The organism is Bacillus sp. FSL R5-0512 (assembly GCF_038593295.1).
Taxonomy (GTDB): domain Bacteria; phylum Bacillota; class Bacilli; order Bacillales; family Bacillaceae; genus Bacillus; species Bacillus safensis.
The window spans coordinates 157,044-177,269 of record NZ_CP151982.1; the positions used below are offsets into that span (position 1 = coordinate 157,044).

A 20,226-nucleotide genomic window follows, 5' to 3' on the forward strand; every position below is an offset into this window, starting at 1 on the left:
GACTTATCTGTGTTTTGAAATAGAACGTAGCATTTGATTCAAGGAAAATTCATTGATTTATTTAGGAGGGAAACTCATGCGTACAACACCAATGGCGAACGCAAGCACAATTGAGCGCAAATGGCTAGTTGTTGATGCGGCAGGCAAGACTCTAGGTCGTCTTTCTACTGAAGTAGCATCACTTTTGCGCGGTAAGCACAAACCAACTTATACACCACACGTTGATACAGGTGATCACGTCATCATCATCAATGCTGAGAAAATTGAATTAACAGGTAAGAAATTGACGGACAAAATTTACTACCGTCACACGATGCACCCAGGCGGTTTGAAACAAAGAACTGCTCTTGAGATGCGTACAAACTACCCTGAGAAAATGTTGGAGCTTGCTATCAAAGGTATGCTTCCAAAGGGTCCACTAGGTCGTCAAATGTTCAAAAAATTAAATGTGTACCGTGGTTCTGAGCATCCACATCAAGCACAACAACCTGAAGTTTACGAACTTCGCGGTTAATTATAAGGGAGGTTAACAATTTGGCACAGGTTCAATATTACGGTACAGGTCGTCGTAAAAGTTCTGTAGCGCGCGTTCGCTTAGTTCCAGGTGAAGGCCGTATCGTCGTTAATAATCGTGAAATTACTGAATACATTCCATTCGCTGCTTTAATCGAAGACGTGAAACAGCCTTTGAACATCACAGAAACAGCTAACAGCTACGATGTTCTTGTAAATGTTCACGGTGGTGGATTCTCTGGTCAAGCTGGAGCAATTCGTCACGGTATCTCTCGTGCTCTTCTAGAAGTAGATCCTGAGTACCGTACACCACTTAAACGTGCTGGACTTCTTACTCGTGATCCTCGTATGAAAGAGCGTAAGAAATACGGTCTTAAAGGCGCACGTAGAGCTCCTCAGTTCTCAAAACGTTAATCAATTTTATATTGTATGGACGTTTTACAAAGGTTTGTTACAGACAAACCTTATAAAAAAAGCATCAGCATCCTGCTGGTGCTTTTTTATTTGTGTTTTTTTCTGTTTGGAAACATATAAAATAGGATCATAGCAAGGTTTCTGTTTAAAAAACGAAGTCTATGGAGGGGTGTCATATGAATCTAACAACAGAAAGATGTATCATTCGATCATTTGCCGAGGATGATTGGCATGATGTTTATGCATATACATCTGATCCGGCGGTGATGAAGTATATTCCGGGAGGTGTTTTTTCTAAAGAAGATGCGAAGGAGTTTGTCAAAAATAATCGTCATGAAAATGCTAAGTATGTCGCTGTCCTGTTAAAAGAATATCAAACATGCATTGGTCATATCGCGTTTCATCCATACTTTGGTGAGCACACATATGAGATTGGCTGGGTCTTCAATCCTGCCTATCAAAACAAGGGCTATGCATCAGAAGCGGCGTATGCTGTCTTACATCATGGTTTTCACACACTAAACTTACATCGGATCATTGCCACTTGTCAGCCTGAGAATGTGCCATCGTGGAGAGTGATGGAGAAAATGGGGATGAGGAGAGAGGGGTATTTTAAAAAATGTATACCACAAGGAAATGAGTGGTGGGATGAGTTTTACTATGCCATCTTACAAGAGGAATGGTTCGTGAAGAGGGCTTGATAAGTTTTCATGATATGAAGTAATTCACCATTTCAAATATCACTCCGCTTTCGATGTTGATATAATCAGATCAAATAAGCAGAAGAGGGACTTCGCCATGAGGATCTTTGAAGCATTTCTTATCATTGAGTTTTCCCATTCAAGAAAACCAAGGGTACACACTGCCGCCTAGTTATGTGGTTAAAAAAAGCAGCTGATCAAATCTTATAGAAAAACGGTTGCAATTGGTATTTTGGTAAGTGAAGATAGTTTACGTCCATCCCAGGAGGTGCTTTCATTGAATCTAAATCAATTAACATGTAGAGAAGCCGTGCAAGAAGACCTCGACAAAATCATCTTCATGCTTTCAGATGATAAGTTAGGTCAAAAGAGAGAGCGTTACACTCGCCCGTTATTAGAAAGCTATATCAAAGCCTTTCATTCAATTGATGCTGATCCAAATATTGAACTCATTGTTGCGTGTGACCAGGAAGAAGCAATTGGTGTTCTTCAGTTAACCATGACGCCATTTCTTACACATCAAGGAGGATGGAGAGCATCCATCGAAGGAGTTCGTACGGCTTCGACTCATAGAGGAAAAGGAGTTGGCTCGATGCTCATAAAGTGGGCCATTCAACGCGCAAGCGACCGCGGATGTCATATGATTCAGCTGACAACAGACAAACAGAGGCCAGAAGCACGCCATTTTTATGAGAAATTAGGGTTTGAAGCCACGCATGAAGGAATGAAGCTGCATCTGCCCCATGAATAAGGACAACAAGAAGCGGAGGATTCACGAACCTCTGCCTTTTTTGTGCCTTTATTTGAAATATTTGTTATATTGAATGTGTACATCCTCTGTTATTGAGAAAGGAGAAACATGTTATTCAAAATCGGTCTAATTGTCATATGTGTGGTCATACTTTACGTGGTGGTTCAAGTCTTGCTGTATAAAAGAGATATGAAGAAAACGAAGGAAGATCTTTTGACATTTGTCGCAAAAAACAAAAAGGACGTTTCAGTGACAATCATTGAAAATGATGATGTGGTGTTAGAATGGAATGCTGATCAAAAAACACCACTTGCAAGTACGGTGAAATTAGTGGTTTTATTTCATTTTGTTAAAGCTGTATCGAGCGGCGCCATCAAGCTAGAGAAAAAAGTGGCATTGTCTGATATAGAGCGGTTTTATATTGATAGAACAGACGGTGGTGCGCACGCGTACTGGCTGGAGGTCAATGATTTTTCTGAGCATGCGGCTTTATTAGATGTTGCCAAAGGGATGATGCAATTCAGTTCGAATGCTTGTACGGATTATTTGATTGACCGGCTGGGCTTAGAAAAGATCAATGATCAGATGAAACAAGCAGGTCTTACAGAACATGATGAACTCATGCCGCTGACGCCAATGATTTTGTGGTCCGCTTATGTATCTGATCGTCGGCGGGATGCATTCAAGAAAATGAGCGGTGTATCCGAAGAACAATACAAATCTCTAATGAATGAGATTTTTAATATCATGAAAAATGACCCAGAGTATAAAAAGGCGTTAGAAGAAAAAATGAAAAAAAAGAACTTATTAGGCTGGCGTATTCAATCATTACTGACGCAAAAGTTGACAAAGTCTACAACCAATCAATATGCACATTTTATGAAACGTCTCCAGGATGAGCTGTTAACAATAGAAGAAAAGAGTCTTTTTAGCCAAATCGTACTGGGAGAAACATTGAAAAAGGAAACAGATGAATATCTTTGGTATAAAGGCGGAGCAACATTGTTCGTTTTCACAGGTGCTTTATATCGAAGAACAGATACATCCTCTATATCCATTTCTCTTTTTATCAATGATCTGAAAGCGAACAATTCTCACTGGATTGGGGGAGTATTCAACGAATTTATGCTTACTGCAGCAGTGGATCAAAACTTTCGACAACGCTTGATACAGGCTTTCACTACATAAACATCAAAAAACAGAGGGAAACACCCCTCTGTTTTATTATTTCTGCATTGGAAACGCTTTGTATACATCTTGGCGTTTCTTTTTTGACTTCACAACTCCATCAACCAGTTCCTTTTGCCAAAGCGCTGTATCGTCTTTGTACTTTTTAAAAGGGTGAGGGAGCTCTTTTTCTAGCTGTTTTCTTTTAAACGTGACGGACGGCTCGTCTTTAGAGGTCATGTTAAGTGTCACTTGCTCTACGTTATCGACCAGAATAAAAAGTGCGATGGCGTTGTATAAATACGTTTTTTCGATCGTATCCTTTTGATCAAACCAGAAGGCGTCAAACTGTTCTTCTGTATAGCCTGCATTTTCTTTTACTCCATACGTGACGTCTAATGCTTTCCTATCGATGATTTCAAATTCACGAATGACGCCTCCAGGAAGATCTGATAAGATTTCACGAATGGCTGAATTGTCACCGAGATACGTGTTTTTGTGTGTTGAAAGTTGTTTTAAGGATATGTCTGCTATTCCTTTCATATCGCTCTTTTTCTCGCTGGCTTGACTGCTGCACGCAGATAGGACGACTGTAAGTAGCAGCAGGATATACATCCATTTCTTCATTGATTTTGCCCCTTTATTGTTCTTTCTATATGTAAATGTCTATTTTATCACAATTTTCCATTCCGATCGTTCACAGGCCGTCATTTCCATTTACTGAACTGCATGTTTTGTTCAAACCAACGAACAATACAAAGAAAAAAGGAGTTCAGTCCATGGCAGAAGTGCTTTCATTTTATCAACTGAAAACAAAACGAGATGTCACGCTTGAAAAGAAGCTTTTGCGTACATTGTCTCTTCAACAAGTAACGGCTGCTTCCGAGAAATTCACAAAGAAGCTGTTTCCATTTGCAGATGATCCAGCGGGTATTATGAGTGATGGCTGCATCGATTTCGCCATTGAAGCTTTCTTAGCTGGCGGGAGATACGGTGAGTCGAGTAAATACGGCGAATCATTCGACGATATCAAAAAGCGGTCCTTCCAGGAGGAAGCTGAGCTGATTGAAGAGCTGGCAGGATGCTTGCAATCGTGGGGGAATATGTTCCGTATGGAGCGGAAGATGTCATGTTTATATCCATTTGCAAAGGATTTTTTAAGCATGTGGTGGCAGGAAGGCTTTCGTGAATCAGAAAAAAGACACAAGCTTCGGCTGCACTAAGCATATTTCCAGTCCTTGTCCCATATCTATAAAATAATGGTGTATGGGAGGGACAGGGATGAAAAGAAAGCTGAAGTGGACAGGGTTTTTAATTGGGTTTATTGTCCTCTTATTCTTATTCAGGTTTCAATTTCTAAATGATGATTCATGGAAATCGTGGAATTTGCCTCTAAGCGGGAAGATCATCTATTTAGATCCGGGTCACGGCGGTCCAGATGGAGGGGCTGTAGGAGGAGAACTGCTTGAGAAAGAGATTGCACTGGATGTATCCATGAAGATACGTGACTATTTGCAGGAGCAGGGAGCGCTTGTTCTCATGACCCGAGAGGATGATTCTGATTTATCATCAAAGAATACAAGGGGATATGCCCGAAAGAAAGCGGAGGATTTAAGGAACCGCGTCAAAGTCATCAATGAATCTGAAGCGGATCTCTATTTAAGCATTCATTTAAATGCGATACCATCAAACAAATGGAGCGGGGCTCAGACGTTTTTTTATGGAAAGTATGAAGAGAATGAAAAGGCAGCGAAGTTTATTCAAGATGAATTACGCAGAAATCTTGAAAACACGGATCGAAAGGCGAAGCGGATTAATGGCATTTATTTAATGCAAAATGTCACAAAGCCAGGAGCTCTTGTGGAAATTGGATTTCTCTCCAACCCGAAAGAGGCTGGCCAGCTGGCAACACCTAAATATCAGGATCAAATTGCTGCCTCTATTTATAAAGGGATTTTAAGATATTTAACAGAGCAAAAAGAGCCTCCTGAATAAGGGGCTTTTTCCTTTTGATCGCAGGCAAACAGGACAGACATTGTAAGGATATGTATGATATACTTGGATTGTAAACGAATTCAATAAAGGGTGAGGTTCTGCTATGATCGGACAAGATGATGTGAGAAAACTAGTTGGGAAGATGGACGAACCTTTCCTTCATATACCGCTTGGTGAGCTGGATGCCATCAAGGAAATCAGCCTAAAGCCTGAGAAAGAGCATGTGAGCCTAAAGGTGGCCATTGCTAAAACAGGCACTGCTGAGCAGATGAAGCTGCAGCAAGACATCGTACAAGCCTTGAAAGCAGCAGGTGCTAACACAGTAGGACTTCGTTTTGAGGAACTGCCTCAGGAAACACTTGAAAAGTTTATGCCATCACAAGATGAGGAAGAAACTCTGCTTAACTCTAAAAATCCGCCTGAGTTCTTAGCGATTGCGAGTGGAAAGGGCGGCGTTGGTAAATCGACTGTTTCTGTTAACCTTGCTGTAGCGCTGGCTCGTCTAGGGAAAAAAGTCGGGCTGATTGATGCTGATATTTATGGCTTTAGTGTACCGGATATGATGGGAATCACTGTCAGACCAACAGTTAAAGGGGAAAAAATTATTCCTGTGGAGCGCTTTGGTGTCAAAGTGATTTCAATGGGCTTTTTTGTTGAAGAAAATGCACCGGTTATTTGGAGAGGACCGATGCTTGGAAAAATGTTAAATAACTTCTTCCATGAAGTTGAGTGGGGAGAATTAGATTACTTACTATTAGACCTTCCGCCTGGAACGGGAGATGTGGCGCTTGATATTCATACAATGCTGCCTAGCTGTAAAGAAATCATTGTCACTACACCGCATCCGACAGCTGCCTTCGTTGCAGCAAGAGCAGGCGCAATGGCACTGCAAACAGATCATGAGGTGCTCGGGGTCGTTGAGAATATGAGCTATTATGAAAGCAAAAAAACAGGTGAAAAGGAATACGTCTTTGGAAAAGGCGGCGGAGACAAGCTGGCTGAAGAGCTGCGTGTATCAGTCCTTGGCCAAATTCCTTTAAGACAGCCTGATTGGAATGAGGATGATTTCGCGCCCTCTGTCTATGATGCGAGTCATCCGACAGGAGAAGTGTATCAACACATTGCAAATAAAGTCATTGAACAATTAGCAGTGAAAGCATAATGAAAGCCCGAGTGGATGAATGCCACTCGGGTGATGTTTAACTGTCGCTTCCTTGCGAACCGGATTCACTGCTGCTTTCGGATGCTGCCTTTTTGAGCTCATCTTCGAATTTCTTCTTATAAAGAGGGCTGCTTAATGTTTCCGTAATGACTTTTTCTAAGTGTTTTCTAAACTCTTTGCTTTTTACCAGTTCACCGTATTTCTTTTCCATCTCAGGATCCTTGAGAATATCCATCATCAGCTGTTGATAGTCAGGATCCTTCATTAGCTGTTTTAACATTCTTTCATGCTGTTGCTGCATGGATTTTGCGAAAGTCTCGGCAAATTTAGAATCCTCAAAGACCTTCTTCCAGAACTCTTTGCCTTTATCAGAAGTCAGTGTTTTCTCTATCGTTTTTTTCACAGTTTGTTCATCCATTACCAAAGCTTCATTCATTGCCTCGTCATTTAATAACTGTTGAATGGCCTTTTTACCGTCATCTGTCTTTAATATATCGACGACCATTTTTTTTGTTTCGTCATAGTCCATATTAGATGAGGATTGGGTTTTGGGAGCACAAGCTGTTAGAGATAAAAGAAGAAAACAGCTCATTATACGCAAGATGCCTTTTGACATACTGTGGCTCCTTTCGTTACATGTCTTACTTTTAATATGAATGTTTCACGTAAATTTATACATAACAAAAATAGGGGTTGGATCAATTCAATGAAAAGTCGGGATTTAGTTCGTTTTTTCTTCTCTGTGCTAGCTGTTGGAGCGGTCATTACAAGCGTGGTAGGCTTTGCGCTGGAGTGGGGGAAATATCAGAAGCTTTTTATATCGTTTGAAATTCTAGAGATCGCATCTGTGTTGTTTTGGTTCATTGGTGTAGGGATGATCTTTAGTGTCATTAGTCAGATGGGGTTTGTTGTCTTCTTGACGGTGCACCGGTTTGCGTTAGAGATTTTCCGGTCACATTCTTTATGGAATACCATCCAGCTGTTTCTTGTGATTTTTGTGCTGTTTGATTTAGCTTACTTGCGATTTTTGTTTTTCGGGGAGAATGATTCATTTCTTCCATACTTGTGGCTGCCTGTTTTTATCGGTGTGTTTGCATTGATCGTGGCTTATTTTAAACAGCAGCAGTCCTCTAAGAAAACATTTATTTCCGCAATGTTTCTCATGGTCGTCATCACGTCGTTAGAATGGTTCCCGGCGCTCAGAGTCAATGAAGAGGACTGGCTGTATTTAATGCTGTTCCCGCTATTAGGCTGTAATGCGTTTCAGCTGTTAGCGATGCCGCGGTTTTCAAAAGCGAAAGCTACTTAACTTCTGATGACTTTGTTTTCGTGTTGGAGATCAGTTCGCCAACTGTCACATTTTTTAAATGCTTTTCTTTTATTTGTTTCAAAATAGCTGGTAAGGCTTGAGCGGTTTGGGTTGCTGAATCTGAGGCGTGAAGGAGAACAATGTCTCCGCTTTTCATTCGATCATTTACATTTTGAACAATTTGGTCGACACCCGGATTCAGCCAATCCTGTGAATTGATGCTGTAATGAACAACGGTATAACCGTACTGTGTGGCAATTTTCAGTGCTGTTTCGTTAAACTGTCCAGTTGGCGGTCTTAATAGTTGAATGTCATCTAGTCCAAGCTTTTGAAATGTATTTTGTGCACGGACAAGATCTTGCTTGATTTCACTATCTTCAAGCTGGCTATAATTTTTATAAGCATAGCCGAGGCTTCCAATTTGATGGCCGTCCTCCCTAATTTGTTTCACGATATCAGGATGACGCTCAGCCCAAGAAGCAGACAGAAAGAAAGTGGCGTTCTTTATACCGTACTCTCGAAGGACATTTAAAATAGGAACAGCCTTCTCATCCCCCCAGCCAATATTAAAAGTGAGAGAGACATGTTTTGATGAAGTCTCTCCTTTATAAATGGCTCGGGGTCCATGTTCAGTTTTAAATACCGACAGCGGCGGTGCCTTTTGTACATAAAAAAAGGTTGCAGCTGCAAGGGCTGCTACAAGAATAATGACAACTTGCTTCAGCCGTTTAATAGGCAACACATATAATCGACTCAATTCAAACACTCCTGCCTTGTCCAAGATTGTTACTTGATTGTATGCAGGACAAGGGTTTAAGATGCTTAATAAAACTATTTCAAAAAAAGTTTCGAAAAGGCGTTGACCGATAGAATGTTTTCGTGATATATTATTAATCGTCGCTGACACACAGTGACAAACACAAAACGCTTCGGGAAATAAACTTGAAAAAAGTTGTTGACATAAGATGAAGCGAAATGTTATATTATTAAAGCCGCTAAGAACGGCGGAGATGATCTTTGAAAACTAAACAAGACAAAACGTACCTGTTAATTCGAGTTTTTATAAAAAAATCCTATGAAACTTCATAGGTAGTCAGTCAAACTGGCGAAAAGCAAAACTTCGGTTTTGTACTTTTTCGGAGAGTTTGATCCTGGCTCAGGACGAACGCTGGCGGCGTGCCTAATACATGCAAGTCGAGCGGACAGAAGGGAGCTTGCTCCCGGATGTTAGCGGCGGACGGGTGAGTAACACGTGGGTAACCTGCCTGTAAGACTGGGATAACTCCGGGAAACCGGAGCTAATACCGGATAGTTCCTTGAACCGCATGGTTCAAGGATGAAAGACGGTTTCGGCTGTCACTTACAGATGGACCCGCGGCGCATTAGCTAGTTGGTGGGGTAATGGCTCACCAAGGCGACGATGCGTAGCCGACCTGAGAGGGTGATCGGCCACACTGGGACTGAGACACGGCCCAGACTCCTACGGGAGGCAGCAGTAGGGAATCTTCCGCAATGGACGAAAGTCTGACGGAGCAACGCCGCGTGAGTGATGAAGGTTTTCGGATCGTAAAGCTCTGTTGTTAGGGAAGAACAAGTGCGAGAGTAACTGCTCGCACCTTGACGGTACCTAACCAGAAAGCCACGGCTAACTACGTGCCAGCAGCCGCGGTAATACGTAGGTGGCAAGCGTTGTCCGGAATTATTGGGCGTAAAGGGCTCGCAGGCGGTTTCTTAAGTCTGATGTGAAAGCCCCCGGCTCAACCGGGGAGGGTCATTGGAAACTGGGAAACTTGAGTGCAGAAGAGGAGAGTGGAATTCCACGTGTAGCGGTGAAATGCGTAGAGATGTGGAGGAACACCAGTGGCGAAGGCGACTCTCTGGTCTGTAACTGACGCTGAGGAGCGAAAGCGTGGGGAGCGAACAGGATTAGATACCCTGGTAGTCCACGCCGTAAACGATGAGTGCTAAGTGTTAGGGGGTTTCCGCCCCTTAGTGCTGCAGCTAACGCATTAAGCACTCCGCCTGGGGAGTACGGTCGCAAGACTGAAACTCAAAGGAATTGACGGGGGCCCGCACAAGCGGTGGAGCATGTGGTTTAATTCGAAGCAACGCGAAGAACCTTACCAGGTCTTGACATCCTCTGACAACCCTAGAGATAGGGCTTTCCCTTCGGGGACAGAGTGACAGGTGGTGCATGGTTGTCGTCAGCTCGTGTCGTGAGATGTTGGGTTAAGTCCCGCAACGAGCGCAACCCTTGATCTTAGTTGCCAGCATTCAGTTGGGCACTCTAAGGTGACTGCCGGTGACAAACCGGAGGAAGGTGGGGATGACGTCAAATCATCATGCCCCTTATGACCTGGGCTACACACGTGCTACAATGGACAGAACAAAGGGCTGCAAGACCGCAAGGTTTAGCCAATCCCATAAATCTGTTCTCAGTTCGGATCGCAGTCTGCAACTCGACTGCGTGAAGCTGGAATCGCTAGTAATCGCGGATCAGCATGCCGCGGTGAATACGTTCCCGGGCCTTGTACACACCGCCCGTCACACCACGAGAGTTTGCAACACCCGAAGTCGGTGAGGTAACCTTTATGGAGCCAGCCGCCGAAGGTGGGGCAGATGATTGGGGTGAAGTCGTAACAAGGTAGCCGTATCGGAAGGTGCGGCTGGATCACCTCCTTTCTAAGGATATATGGAGCAGCGTACGTTTTCGTCTTGTTTAGTTTTGAAGGATCATTCCTTCAAAACATGTCTCTAGCGAGACAGGATTGTTCTTTGAAAACTAGATAACAATAAGTAATACATTCACATTGAATGCAATGCAAAGTTCATCACACATAGTGATTCTTTCTAAAGTAAGAAATGGTTAAGTTAGAAAGGGCGCACGGTGGATGCCTTGGCACTAGGAGCCGATGAAGGACGGGACGAACACCGATATGCTTCGGGGAGCTGTAAGCAAGCTTTGATCCGGAGATTTCCGAATGGGGAAACCCACTGCTCGTAATGGAGTAGTATCCATACTTGAATACATAGAGTATGAGAAGGCATACCCGGGGAACTGAAACATCTAAGTACCCGGAGGAAGAGAAAGCAAATGCGATTCCCTGAGTAGCGGCGAGCGAAACGGGAACAGCCCAAACCAAGAGGCTTGCCTCTTGGGGTTGTAGGACACTCTATACGGAGTTACAAAGGAATGATATAAGCGAAGAGGTCTGGAAAGGCCCGCCAAAGAAGGTAACAGCCCTGTAACTGAAATATTGTTCTCTCCAGAGTGGATCCTGAGTACGGCGGAACACGTGAAATTCCGTCGGAATCCGGGAGGACCATCTCCCAAGGCTAAATACTCCCTAGTGACCGATAGTGAACCAGTACCGTGAGGGAAAGGTGAAAAGCACCCCGGAAGGGGAGTGAAATAGATCCTGAAACCGTGTGCCTACAAGTAGTCAGAGCCCGTTAACGGGTGATGGCGTGCCTTTTGTAGAATGAACCGGCGAGTTACGATCCCGTGCAAGGTTAAGCAGAAGATGCGGAGCCGCAGCGAAAGCGAGTCTGAATAGGGCGCATGAGTACGTGGTCGTAGACCCGAAACCAGGTGATCTACCCATGTCCAGGGTGAAGTTCAGGTAACACTGAATGGAGGCCCGAACCCACGCACGTTGAAAAGTGCGGGGATGAGGTGTGGGTAGGGGTGAAATGCCAATCGAACCTGGAGATAGCTGGTTCTCTCCGAAATAGCTTTAGGGCTAGCCTCAAGGTAAGAGTCTCGGAGGTAGAGCACTGATTGGACTAGGGGCCCCTACCGGGTTACCGAATTCAGTCAAACTCCGAATGCCGATGACTTATCCTTGGGAGTCAGACTGCGAGTGATAAGATCCGTAGTCGAAAGGGAAACAGCCCAGACCGCCAGCTAAGGTCCCAAAGTATACGTTAAGTGGAAAAGGATGTGGAGTTGCTTAGACAACCAGGATGTTGGCTTAGAAGCAGCCACCATTTAAAGAGTGCGTAATAGCTCACTGGTCGAGTGACTCTGCGCCGAAAATGTACCGGGGCTAAACGTATCACCGAAGCTGCGGACTGTTCTTACGAACAGTGGTAGGAGAGCGTTCTAAGGGCTGTGAAGCCAGACCGGAAGGACTGGTGGAGCGCTTAGAAGTGAGAATGCCGGTATGAGTAGCGAAAGACGGGTGAGAATCCCGTCCACCGAATGCCTAAGGTTTCCTGAGGAAGGCTCGTCCGCTCAGGGTTAGTCGGGACCTAAGCCGAGGCCGAAAGGCGTAGGCGATGGACAACAGGTTGATATTCCTGTACCACCTCCTCACCATTTGAGCAATGGGGGGACGCAGGAGGATAGGGTAAGCGCGGTATTGGATATCCGCGTCCAAGCAGTTAGGCTGGGAAATAGGCAAATCCGTTTCCCGTAAAGGCTGAGCTGTGATGGCGAGCGAAATTTAGTAGCGAAGTTCCTGATTCCACACTGCCAAGAAAAGCCTCTAGCGAGGTGAGAGGTGCCCGTACCGCAAACCGACACAGGTAGGCGAGGAGAGAATCCTAAGGTGATCGAGAGAACTCTCGTTAAGGAACTCGGCAAAATGACCCCGTAACTTCGGGAGAAGGGGTGCTTCTTAGGGTGTTAAAGCCCCGAGAAGCCGCAGTGAATAGGCCCAGGCGACTGTTTAGCAAAAACACAGGTCTCTGCGAAGCCGTAAGGCGAAGTATAGGGGCTGACGCCTGCCCGGTGCTGGAAGGTTAAGAGGAGCGCTTAGCGTAAGCGAAGGTGCGAATTGAAGCCCCAGTAAACGGCGGCCGTAACTATAACGGTCCTAAGGTAGCGAAATTCCTTGTCGGGTAAGTTCCGACCCGCACGAAAGGCGCAACGATCTGGGCACTGTCTCAACGAGAGACTCGGTGAAATTATAGTACCTGTGAAGATGCAGGTTACCCGCGACAGGACGGAAAGACCCCGTGGAGCTTTACTGCAGCCTGATATTGAATGTTGGTACAGCTTGTACAGGATAGGTAGGAGCCTTGGAAACCGGAGCGCTAGCTTCGGTGGAGGCATCGGTGGGATACTACCCTGGCTGTATTGACCTTCTAACCCGCTGCCCTTATCGGGCAGGGAGACAGTGTCAGGTGGGCAGTTTGACTGGGGCGGTCGCCTCCTAAAATGTAACGGAGGCGCCCAAAGGTTCCCTCAGAATGGTTGGAAATCATTCGCAGAGTGTAAAGGCACAAGGGAGCTTGACTGCGAGACCTACAAGTCGAGCAGGGACGAAAGTCGGGCTTAGTGATCCGGTGGTTCCGCATGGAAGGGCCATCGCTCAACGGATAAAAGCTACCCCGGGGATAACAGGCTTATCTCCCCCAAGAGTCCACATCGACGGGGAGGTTTGGCACCTCGATGTCGGCTCATCGCATCCTGGGGCTGTAGTCGGTCCCAAGGGTTGGGCTGTTCGCCCATTAAAGCGGTACGCGAGCTGGGTTCAGAACGTCGTGAGACAGTTCGGTCCCTATCCGTCGCGGGCGCAGGAAATTTGAGAGGAGCTGTCCTTAGTACGAGAGGACCGGGATGGACGCACCGCTGGTGTACCAGTTGTTCTGCCAAGGGCATCGCTGGGTAGCTATGTGCGGACGGGATAAGTGCTGAAAGCATCTAAGCATGAAGCCCCCCTCAAGATGAGATTTCCCATTCCGCAAGGAAGTAAGATCCCTGAAAGATGATCAGGTTGATAGGTCTGAGGTGGAAGCGTGGTGACACGTGGAGCTGACAGATACTAATAGATCGAGGACTTAACCTATATTCTATTGTGAAGCATGAACATTGTTATCTAGTTTTGAGAGAACATTCTCTCCATCAGGTTTGGTGGCGATAGCGAAGAGGTCACACCCGTTCCCATACCGAACACGGAAGTTAAGCTCTTCAGCGCCGATGGTAGTTGGGGGTTTCCCCCTGTGAGAGTAGGACGCCGCCAAGCTTTTTGTTTATATCCTTCCAATGGAAGAAGTTACTTTATCATTCCGCAGTAGCTCAGTGGTAGAGCTATCGGCTGTTAACCGATCGGTCGTAGGTTCGAGTCCTACCTGCGGAGCCATGCTTCCATAGCTCAGTAGGTAGAGCACTTCCATGGTAAGGAAGAGGTCAGCGGTTCGAGCCCGCTTGGAAGCTTTCCTCTATATGTTGATATGACAAGGTTTCTCGATGATGAGAAGGCTTTTTTTGTTTGTTTACATATATATTAAATTGCTCGATGATCAATAGACTGATGACTTTAGGAAAGCGAATAAAACGGCTTGCACAGCATTGTTGCATCGCTTTTTTACTTATCTCCTTCTTTTTGTTCTTGATTCTTCAGTCTCTTTCTTTTATTCTTACTAAAGTGATATCCTCTATATCAAAAGACTCTGTACGTTCCTCTTTTCCCCCGAAAGTGAAGTATCGTTTGTTTTTCCTTTCTTCATCTCCAGGTATAGTTGATCTTCTTTTTCCATGTACGGAATGTATATAAAAAGGAGTAGATGGTTTGAAAGATTTATTTGTAAAGCAAGAATGGTTTGGACATGTACGTCAGGACGTTCTTGCGGGTATATTAGTCGCACTGGCTTTAATTCCTGAAGCCATTGCGTTTTCGATTATTGCGGGCGTTGATCCGAAAGTCGGGTTGTATGCATCGTTTTGTATTGCGATTGTGATTTCGTTTGTTGGTGGACGCCCAGGCATGATTTCGGCTGCAACAGGGGCTATGGCTCTCGTCATGGTTCACTTGGTTGCTGATCATGGGTTGCAATATTTGTTTGCAGCTACGATTTTGACGGGTTTGATTCAAATTGTGTTCGGATTGTGCCGAGTATCTCGTTTGATGAAATTTATTCCGAGGTCCGTCATGGTTGGCTTTGTCAATGCGTTGGCTATTATGATCTTCATGGCTCAGCTTCCACATTTCGTTGGGGAATCATTAGCCATGTATATGATGACAGGTGGTGCCCTGCTGATCATTTATTTATTGCCTATGGTGATAAAGGTGATACCTTCCCCACTCATTGCCATTATTGTAATGACGTTATTGGCTGTATTTGGACATATTGATGTTAGAACAGTTGGAGATATGGGAGAGCTTCCTAGTTCTTTGCCTGTTTTTCTGATTCCTCAAGTTCCGTTTAGCTGGGAAACACTTGCTATCATTTTTCCTTATTCTTTAGCACTTGCGATGGTTGGTTTACTTGAGTCTCTTTTAACCGCACAGATTGTCGATGATATGACAGAGACGTCTAGTAATAAGAACAAGGAAGCGAGAGGTCAAGGGATTGCCAATGTTGTTGCGGGATTCTTTGGCGGTATGGCTGGTTGTGCGATGATTGGCCAATCTGTGATTAATACGAAGGCAGGAGGACGAGGCCGGCTTTCTACCTTTGTAGCGGGTGCTTTTTTAATGGTGCTGATTTTTGTACTAGGTGATGTCGTGGTTCAAATTCCGATGGCTGCTCTTGTGGCTGTGATGTTCATGGTTTCCATTGGCACATTTGATTGGAGTTCTTTTCAGCAGCTAAAAAAGAATCCGAAAACAGATTCTATTGTGATGGTTGTCACGGTCGTGACGGTGGTGTTGACTCATGATTTATCAAAAGGCGTTTTTGCAGGTGTACTGCTTAGTGCGGTATTCTTTGTCGCAAAGATATCGAAGCTTCATATTACGTCTAAAGAAAGCCAGGCAGGTACTTGGGAATATCGAGTTAAAGGACAAATTTTCTTTGCTTCTGTCACTGACTTGATCCAAGCTTTCCATCAGGGGAAAGAACTCCAATCTGTTGTGATTGATTTGTCTGAAGCACGTATATGGGATGAATCAGGTGTATCAGCGATAGAACGTATAAAGGAAAGGTATCAAGCAAATGGCGTCCAGGTGGACGTAGTTGGAATGGATACATCAAGTCAAAAGCTTATTAAACAGGTGAGTGGTTCTTAAAAAGGCCTTTCTGTCTGTTACAATAGAAAAGGTAAGAAAGTGAAGGGATGGAGGTGGCCGGTATGCTTGTGCGTTTGAATCAAGTACTCGGCCGGATGATGCCGCTCATTACACCTTTTAGTGTGTTACTCGGTGTTTTATTGGCGGCCTATTTAAAGGATTTTACGTTTTTGGTGCCATGGGTTTTTGCTGTGATGACCTTTGCAGGGAGTTTGTCTTCTACTTTTTCGGCTTTAAAGCATACAGTGATGCACCCATTGCCTTTGATTTTATCGTTTATGATTTTGCACGTGTTGATGCCTCTTTATGCTTGGTCAGCGGGACATCTCATATTTGCGGGTGATGCTATGACGATCACCGGTTTGACACTTGCAATGGTGATTCCCACAGGAGTTTCTAGTTTAATATGGGCGGCAATGTATAAGGGGAATGTTGGGTTAACGTTATCCATTATTTTAATTGATACATTGCTTTCGCCATTGATTGTGCCAGCCAGTTTGTCACTTTTGGCCGGTACACAGGTTCATATGGACATGGTCGCGATCATGAAAGGGCTGTTTGGGATGGTGGTGCTTCCATCTATTTTAGGGATGCTCGTTCGTCAATATGCAAAGCCTGCTGTGACAAAAATGATTAGTCAGACACTGTCACCTTTTTCAAAAATAGGCTTGTTTGTAGTGGTGTCGATTAACAGTTCTGTTGTTGCGCCATACTTGCGTGAACTGGATGCCGCATTTTTTAGCAAGGCAGCGACTGTCTTTCTCATTGCGATGAGCGGATATGCGTTTGCATGGTTGATTGGAAAGACGATGAAATGTACTCAAGGAGAGATTGTGGCCATCGTGTATACGGGCGGTATGAGAAACATTAGTGCGGGGGCTGTGCTTGCCATTAGCTTTTTCCCGCCTGCTGTCGCTGTTCCTGTGGTGATTGGCATGCTGTTTCAGCAAGTGCTTGCTGCCTTGTTTGGTTTCTTACTCAATCGTTTTGAGCTGAAAGCACCTGCTGTGACCAAATCTTTCTCATGAAAAAACCTCCATCCTTTGATAGATGGAGGTTTTTTCTGTGATCTTAATAGATGAGATATTTTTTTCGTTTCTTTTCGAATGTTTTGAGGTCGTGATGATATCGTTTCATCATATGTTTGACGGAAGTTCCTTTATTGATTTCTTCTTTCATCCAGCCATTCCCGATGAGTTTGTCAAAGCTGCCTGTTTGAAGGAACTCAAAGTCATTAGGGTATAAATCATGTATTGCTTTGATGATGGATAACCCCGTTTTCACCGCTTCGAAGGATGAGCGGTCTGTGACATATAACTGCACACCATGAGATAGTGTACCGGCATGTTTAGAAAATGTGGGGGTGAATGACACAGGTCTAAATTGAACGCCTTTTAGTTTTAGCTTATTTAAATGATCTGCCAGCTCGCTGCTATTGATATATGGTGCACCAATGAGCTCGAATGGTTTTGTCGTTCCTCTGCCTTCAGAGACATTTGTGCCTTCAATTAATCCTGTGGCAGGATATACAAAGGTACTATCTACTGTTGGCATGTTAGGAGAAGGAAGGACGAACGGCAGCTTTGTATCATCGAATGTCATGGAACGCTTCCAATTTTTCATTTTGATGACTGTTACATCAGCATTGATATGAAACTCTTTGTTAAACAGTTTTGCAAGTTCACCAGTGGTCATTCCATGTCTTAATGGGATGGGATAGAGCCCTACAAATGAGGCGTGTTCAGGCTCTAAAACAGGTCCTTCTACTTTTAGTCCGCCAATGGGATTTGGGCGGTCTAGGACAACAAAGGGAATGTTGTTTTCCTTAGCGGCTTCCATCGCATAGGCCATCGTGTAAATATAGGTGTAATAACGAGTACCAACGTCTTGAATATCAAACAGCAGGACATCTACATTTTTCAGCATTTCAGGAGTTGGTTTTCTTGTTTTTCCATAAAGAGAGTACACAGGAAGCCCTGTTTTTTCATCGGTATAGGATTCGACGCCTTCTCCTGCTTGTGCATCGCCGCGTACGCCGTGTTCAGGTCCATATAAAGCAGTGAGCTTGATATTTGGATGTTCAAATAGGAGATCGACACTGCTTTTCATATTTGCATCGATGCCAGTCGGGTTTGTAATGAGACCAACTCTTTTCCCTTTTAGCCATGAAAGATTGCTTGAGAGTAGTGTTTCGATCCCTGTTTTGACTGATGCTTTTTTCCCTTTTGTGACTGTTCGTTCTTGATCTGCGGGAGAGGCGGCGGTCAATGTGCTCATCATGAGAATGCTTGCGAGTATGAAGCTTGCTGTTTTTTTCAAGAGAATCCCTCCTATTTGATCTGTTTCCCTTTCAAGTTGAGGCCATAGCCGAATGGGTAAAGGGTTTGATTTGGATGAGTGACAGATGGGATATCAACTGGCAGTTTCCCTTTAGGTGATGCAGCTCCAAATATCACTTCTAGTCCAGCAGGAATATTTGGCTGATTGAATTGTCCGTTTGAGTAGCCTTTAAAACCGTACACAGCTAGTAAGGCATCGGCTTCTTTAAAATTTGCCGCATCATAAGGATTTCTAAGACTCATGATGACCATTTTTTTGTTTTGTGCTGCTGCTTCTTTCATGACAGCACGAGGAAAGGCGGTTGCCCATTTTTTCGGATCCTGGACATTGTCATCAATTACGCCATCATTCACTGCTGGATCATTTTGGACAACGTAAGAGCCAGTGATGACATAGTCAGCTTCTTGAATCAGTTTGGCTGTATCTTTGGTGAACGTTTTATCCGCAAAAGCATATGACTGGATGCTTACAGGCTTGATCTTTTTTTGTTTCATGAGAGATTCGACTGTGACAGACATTGCTTTTGTCTGATCTTCGTAAGGTGCCATGACCACGATTTTGTCATTCTTTTTAGGCTTGAAAGGTAAGGTTTTTTTGTTGTTTTTAAGCAGGGTGATCCCTTCACGTGCCATTTTTTGTTCTGCTTTAAGGTGCGACTTTTTCCCAACGACTTGAGTGGCTTTTTTGATTTTTTTCTCAAGATTGATTGGTTTTTTGGAGGAAATAATGCCGCGTTTGATTTTCAATTGAAGAATTTTTTCGACAGATTCGTTGATCTGCGACATCGGAATCTCTTTCTTTAAAATCGCTTGTTTGACAGCATTGAATACATTCTCTAGGTTTTTCTCTGTTTTTAACGAGGTGACTGGTGCTGGCATGAGAGCGATGTCGACACCTGCCTTAATGGCCATCACGACGGCTTCTTCCTGTCCGAAATTATCTGCAATCGCTTTCATATTTAGTGCGTCTGTCACAACAACACCTTGAAAGCCCATCTCTTCTTTTAATAAGTGTGTGATGACTTTTTTTGATAAGGTTGCTGGAACCATGATGTCCTCGCCATCTTTTTTGCTTCGATACGTTGTGTCATCAATGGCAGGAAATTGCACATGAGCGGTCATGACCATATCTGCACCAGCATTGATCGCTTGTTGGAACGGATACAGCTCAACCTTTTTTAAACGATCTAGGTCATGCTCTACGAGCGGCAAGCCGTAGTGACTATCGACGGCTGTATCACCATGTCCCGGGAAATGTTTTAGTGTGGAAATGGCCTTTTCCTTTTGAAGTCCTTTCATGGTTTGAAGGCCAAGTCTAGAGACAAGAGCAGGATCAGAGCTAAAGGAACGGACACCAATGACGGGGTTGTTTGGGTTATTATTCACATCAAGCACAGGAGAGAAGTTTGTATTGATGCCTAAGGCGTTTAATTCTTTTCCGATGATTTTCCCTGTGTCATATGCATTTTTTTTGCTTCTAGAGGCACCAATCGACATATTTCCTGGGAAATGTGTTCCCTTTTGTAACCTTGTGACGATTCCGCCTTCTTGATCAATGGAAATGAGTAAAGGAATGTTTGGTGATGCTTTTTGAAATTCATGGGTGAGTTTCACGGTTTGTTTTGTATCAACGACATTCTCGGCAAATAAGATGACACCGCCTAGATGATATTTTTCTACAAGATGAGATACTTCGTTATTCATCTTTGTGAAGCCTGTAGGTGCGGATTCATCTTTTGTTTGCCAATTGCGAAAGTCCGGCATGAGCATTTGACCTATCTTTTCATCCAGTGACATGTCTTGAACCATTTGTTTAGCGGTTGGCAGAGAGGCAGAGCTAACCTTTTCCGTTGGAATGGAAGAGGTTAGCAGGGCTAAAACCAGTGCAGCGGGGAAGAGAGCTTTCAACATCGAATT

At 44.2% G+C, this 20,226-nt stretch carries 16 protein-coding genes, 2 tRNA genes and 3 rRNA genes; 16 read left to right on the forward strand and 5 right to left on the reverse strand.

The annotated features are described in order from the left end of the window. Positions 1 to 76 precede the first annotated feature (76 nt). The 5 genes from rplM to NSQ25_RS00925 all read left to right on the forward strand — a co-directional run bounded on the left by rplM (position 77) and on the right by NSQ25_RS00925 (position 3,567). The gene (gene rplM / locus NSQ25_RS00905; protein ID WP_003217042.1) at positions 77 to 514 is read left to right on the forward strand and encodes a 50S ribosomal protein L13; all 438 of its coding nucleotides are present in this window, start codon (positions 77 to 79) and stop codon (positions 512 to 514) included. Positions 515 to 534: 20 nt separating this feature from the next. Beyond that, positions 535 to 927, forward strand: a complete 393-nt coding sequence (gene rpsI, locus NSQ25_RS00910; RefSeq protein WP_034283876.1) for a 30S ribosomal protein S9 — start codon at positions 535 to 537, stop codon at positions 925 to 927. Between the two features lie 176 nt (positions 928 to 1,103). Continuing rightward, positions 1,104 to 1,628 (forward strand): GNAT family N-acetyltransferase, encoded by a 525-nt coding sequence (locus NSQ25_RS00915; RefSeq protein WP_326136011.1) that lies wholly within the window; start codon positions 1,104 to 1,106, stop codon positions 1,626 to 1,628. Positions 1,629 to 1,905: 277 nt separating this feature from the next. After that, positions 1,906 to 2,379, forward strand: coding sequence for a GNAT family N-acetyltransferase (locus NSQ25_RS00920; protein ID WP_326136012.1), 474 nt, complete (start codon positions 1,906 to 1,908; stop codon positions 2,377 to 2,379). 171 nt (positions 2,380 to 2,550) lie between these two features. Further along, positions 2,551 to 3,567: a serine hydrolase gene (locus NSQ25_RS00925; protein ID WP_326136013.1), complete on the forward strand. Its 1,017-nt coding sequence runs from the start codon at positions 2,551 to 2,553 to the stop codon at positions 3,565 to 3,567. Positions 3,568 to 3,603: 36 nt separating this feature from the next. Here NSQ25_RS00925 and NSQ25_RS00930 read toward each other — a convergent pair whose 3' ends face one another. Further along, positions 3,604 to 4,173, reverse strand: coding sequence for a DUF4825 domain-containing protein (locus tag NSQ25_RS00930; RefSeq protein ID WP_041115147.1), 570 nt, complete (start codon positions 4,171 to 4,173; stop codon positions 3,604 to 3,606). 152 nt (positions 4,174 to 4,325) lie between these two features. Between NSQ25_RS00930 and NSQ25_RS00935 the strand changes: the two genes are divergently transcribed. The 3 genes from NSQ25_RS00935 (at position 4,326) to NSQ25_RS00945 (ending at position 6,703) form a co-directional block, all read left to right on the forward strand. Beyond that, entirely contained in the window at positions 4,326 to 4,769 is a 444-nt protein-coding gene (locus tag NSQ25_RS00935; RefSeq protein ID WP_034283869.1) for a DUF2521 family protein, read from the forward strand. A 58-nt stretch (positions 4,770 to 4,827) separates the two neighbouring features. Beyond that, positions 4,828 to 5,541 (forward strand): N-acetylmuramoyl-L-alanine amidase CwlD, encoded by a 714-nt coding sequence (gene cwlD / locus NSQ25_RS00940; protein WP_034283867.1) that lies wholly within the window; start codon positions 4,828 to 4,830, stop codon positions 5,539 to 5,541. 103 nt (positions 5,542 to 5,644) lie between these two features. Beyond that, a complete protein-coding gene (locus NSQ25_RS00945; protein ID WP_024425873.1) occupies positions 5,645 to 6,703 on the forward strand; it encodes an Mrp/NBP35 family ATP-binding protein in 1,059 nt (352 codons plus the stop codon). Between the two features lie 37 nt (positions 6,704 to 6,740). Here NSQ25_RS00945 and gerD read toward each other — a convergent pair whose 3' ends face one another. Further along, the gene (gerD, locus tag NSQ25_RS00950; protein WP_065215438.1) at positions 6,741 to 7,319 is read right to left on the reverse strand and encodes a spore germination lipoprotein GerD; all 579 of its coding nucleotides are present in this window, start codon (positions 7,317 to 7,319) and stop codon (positions 6,741 to 6,743) included. Positions 7,320 to 7,409: 90 nt separating this feature from the next. Here gerD and NSQ25_RS00955 point away from each other — a divergent pair, with 90 nt between their 5' ends. Continuing rightward, positions 7,410 to 8,012 (forward strand): KinB-signaling pathway activation protein, encoded by a 603-nt coding sequence (locus NSQ25_RS00955; protein WP_111927725.1) that lies wholly within the window; start codon positions 7,410 to 7,412, stop codon positions 8,010 to 8,012. On the opposite strand, the gene pdaB is transcribed toward NSQ25_RS00955, so the two are convergent. After that, positions 8,005 to 8,769, reverse strand: coding sequence for a polysaccharide deacetylase family sporulation protein PdaB (gene pdaB / locus NSQ25_RS00960; protein WP_024425619.1), 765 nt, complete (start codon positions 8,767 to 8,769; stop codon positions 8,005 to 8,007). The two genes, NSQ25_RS00955 and pdaB, sit on opposite strands and share 8 nt — an antisense overlap. A gap of 376 nt (positions 8,770 to 9,145) precedes the next feature. On the opposite strand from pdaB, the gene NSQ25_RS00965 reads away from it, so the two are divergent. From NSQ25_RS00965 to NSQ25_RS00995, 7 genes are all read left to right on the forward strand, one after another. After that, a 16S ribosomal RNA gene (locus tag NSQ25_RS00965) occupies positions 9,146 to 10,694 on the forward strand. Positions 10,695 to 10,876: 182 nt separating this feature from the next. Next, positions 10,877 to 13,807 (forward strand): 23S ribosomal RNA (locus tag NSQ25_RS00970). 61 nt (positions 13,808 to 13,868) lie between these two features. Then, positions 13,869 to 13,984: ribosomal RNA gene (gene rrf / locus NSQ25_RS00975) — 5S ribosomal RNA — on the forward strand. Together the 16S, 23S and 5S rRNA genes with 2 tRNA genes alongside form the textbook arrangement of a ribosomal RNA operon. 42 nt (positions 13,985 to 14,026) lie before the next feature. Beyond that, positions 14,027 to 14,101, forward strand: a tRNA-Asn gene (locus tag NSQ25_RS00980). Between the two features lies 1 nt (position 14,102). Further along, a tRNA-Thr gene (locus NSQ25_RS00985) sits at positions 14,103 to 14,175 on the forward strand. A gap of 355 nt (positions 14,176 to 14,530) precedes the next feature. After that, a complete protein-coding gene (locus NSQ25_RS00990; RefSeq protein WP_326136125.1) occupies positions 14,531 to 15,970 on the forward strand; it encodes a SulP family inorganic anion transporter in 1,440 nt (479 codons plus the stop codon). 62 nt (positions 15,971 to 16,032) lie between these two features. Then, positions 16,033 to 16,998 carry a bile acid:sodium symporter family protein gene (locus NSQ25_RS00995; RefSeq protein WP_034283929.1) on the forward strand — a complete coding sequence of 322 codons (966 nt, stop codon included), beginning with the start codon at positions 16,033 to 16,035 and terminating at the stop codon, positions 16,996 to 16,998. A gap of 43 nt (positions 16,999 to 17,041) precedes the next feature. Here the strand turns inward: NSQ25_RS00995 and NSQ25_RS01000 are convergent, their stop codons facing one another. Further along, positions 17,042 to 18,289: a DUF1343 domain-containing protein gene (locus tag NSQ25_RS01000; protein WP_326136124.1), complete on the reverse strand. Its 1,248-nt coding sequence runs from the start codon at positions 18,287 to 18,289 to the stop codon at positions 17,042 to 17,044. 11 nt (positions 18,290 to 18,300) lie between these two features. Continuing rightward, positions 18,301 to 20,220, reverse strand: a complete 1,920-nt coding sequence (locus NSQ25_RS01005; RefSeq protein WP_326136123.1) for a glycoside hydrolase family 3 protein — start codon at positions 20,218 to 20,220, stop codon at positions 18,301 to 18,303. Positions 20,221 to 20,226: the final 6 nt, after the last annotated feature.

Coding starts and splice junctions, on each gene's coding strand:
- rplM (WP_003217042.1), top strand. CDS start 77: ATGCGTACAACACCAATGGCGAACGCAAGCACAATTGAGCGCAAATGG.
- NSQ25_RS00915 (WP_326136011.1), top strand. CDS start 1,104: ATGAATCTAACAACAGAAAGATGTATCATTCGATCATTTGCCGAGGAT.
- NSQ25_RS00930 (WP_041115147.1), bottom strand. CDS start 4,173: ATGAAGAAATGGATGTATATCCTGCTGCTACTTACAGTCGTCCTATCT.
- NSQ25_RS00935 (WP_034283869.1), top strand. CDS start 4,326: ATGGCAGAAGTGCTTTCATTTTATCAACTGAAAACAAAACGAGATGTC.
- cwlD (WP_034283867.1), top strand. CDS start 4,828: ATGAAAAGAAAGCTGAAGTGGACAGGGTTTTTAATTGGGTTTATTGTC.
- NSQ25_RS00945 (WP_024425873.1), top strand. CDS start 5,645: ATGATCGGACAAGATGATGTGAGAAAACTAGTTGGGAAGATGGACGAA.
- gerD (WP_065215438.1), bottom strand. CDS start 7,319: ATGTCAAAAGGCATCTTGCGTATAATGAGCTGTTTTCTTCTTTTATCT.
- NSQ25_RS00955 (WP_111927725.1), top strand. CDS start 7,410: ATGAAAAGTCGGGATTTAGTTCGTTTTTTCTTCTCTGTGCTAGCTGTT.
- NSQ25_RS00995 (WP_034283929.1), top strand. CDS start 16,033: ATGCTTGTGCGTTTGAATCAAGTACTCGGCCGGATGATGCCGCTCATT.
- NSQ25_RS01005 (WP_326136123.1), bottom strand. CDS start 20,220: ATGTTGAAAGCTCTCTTCCCCGCTGCACTGGTTTTAGCCCTGCTAACC.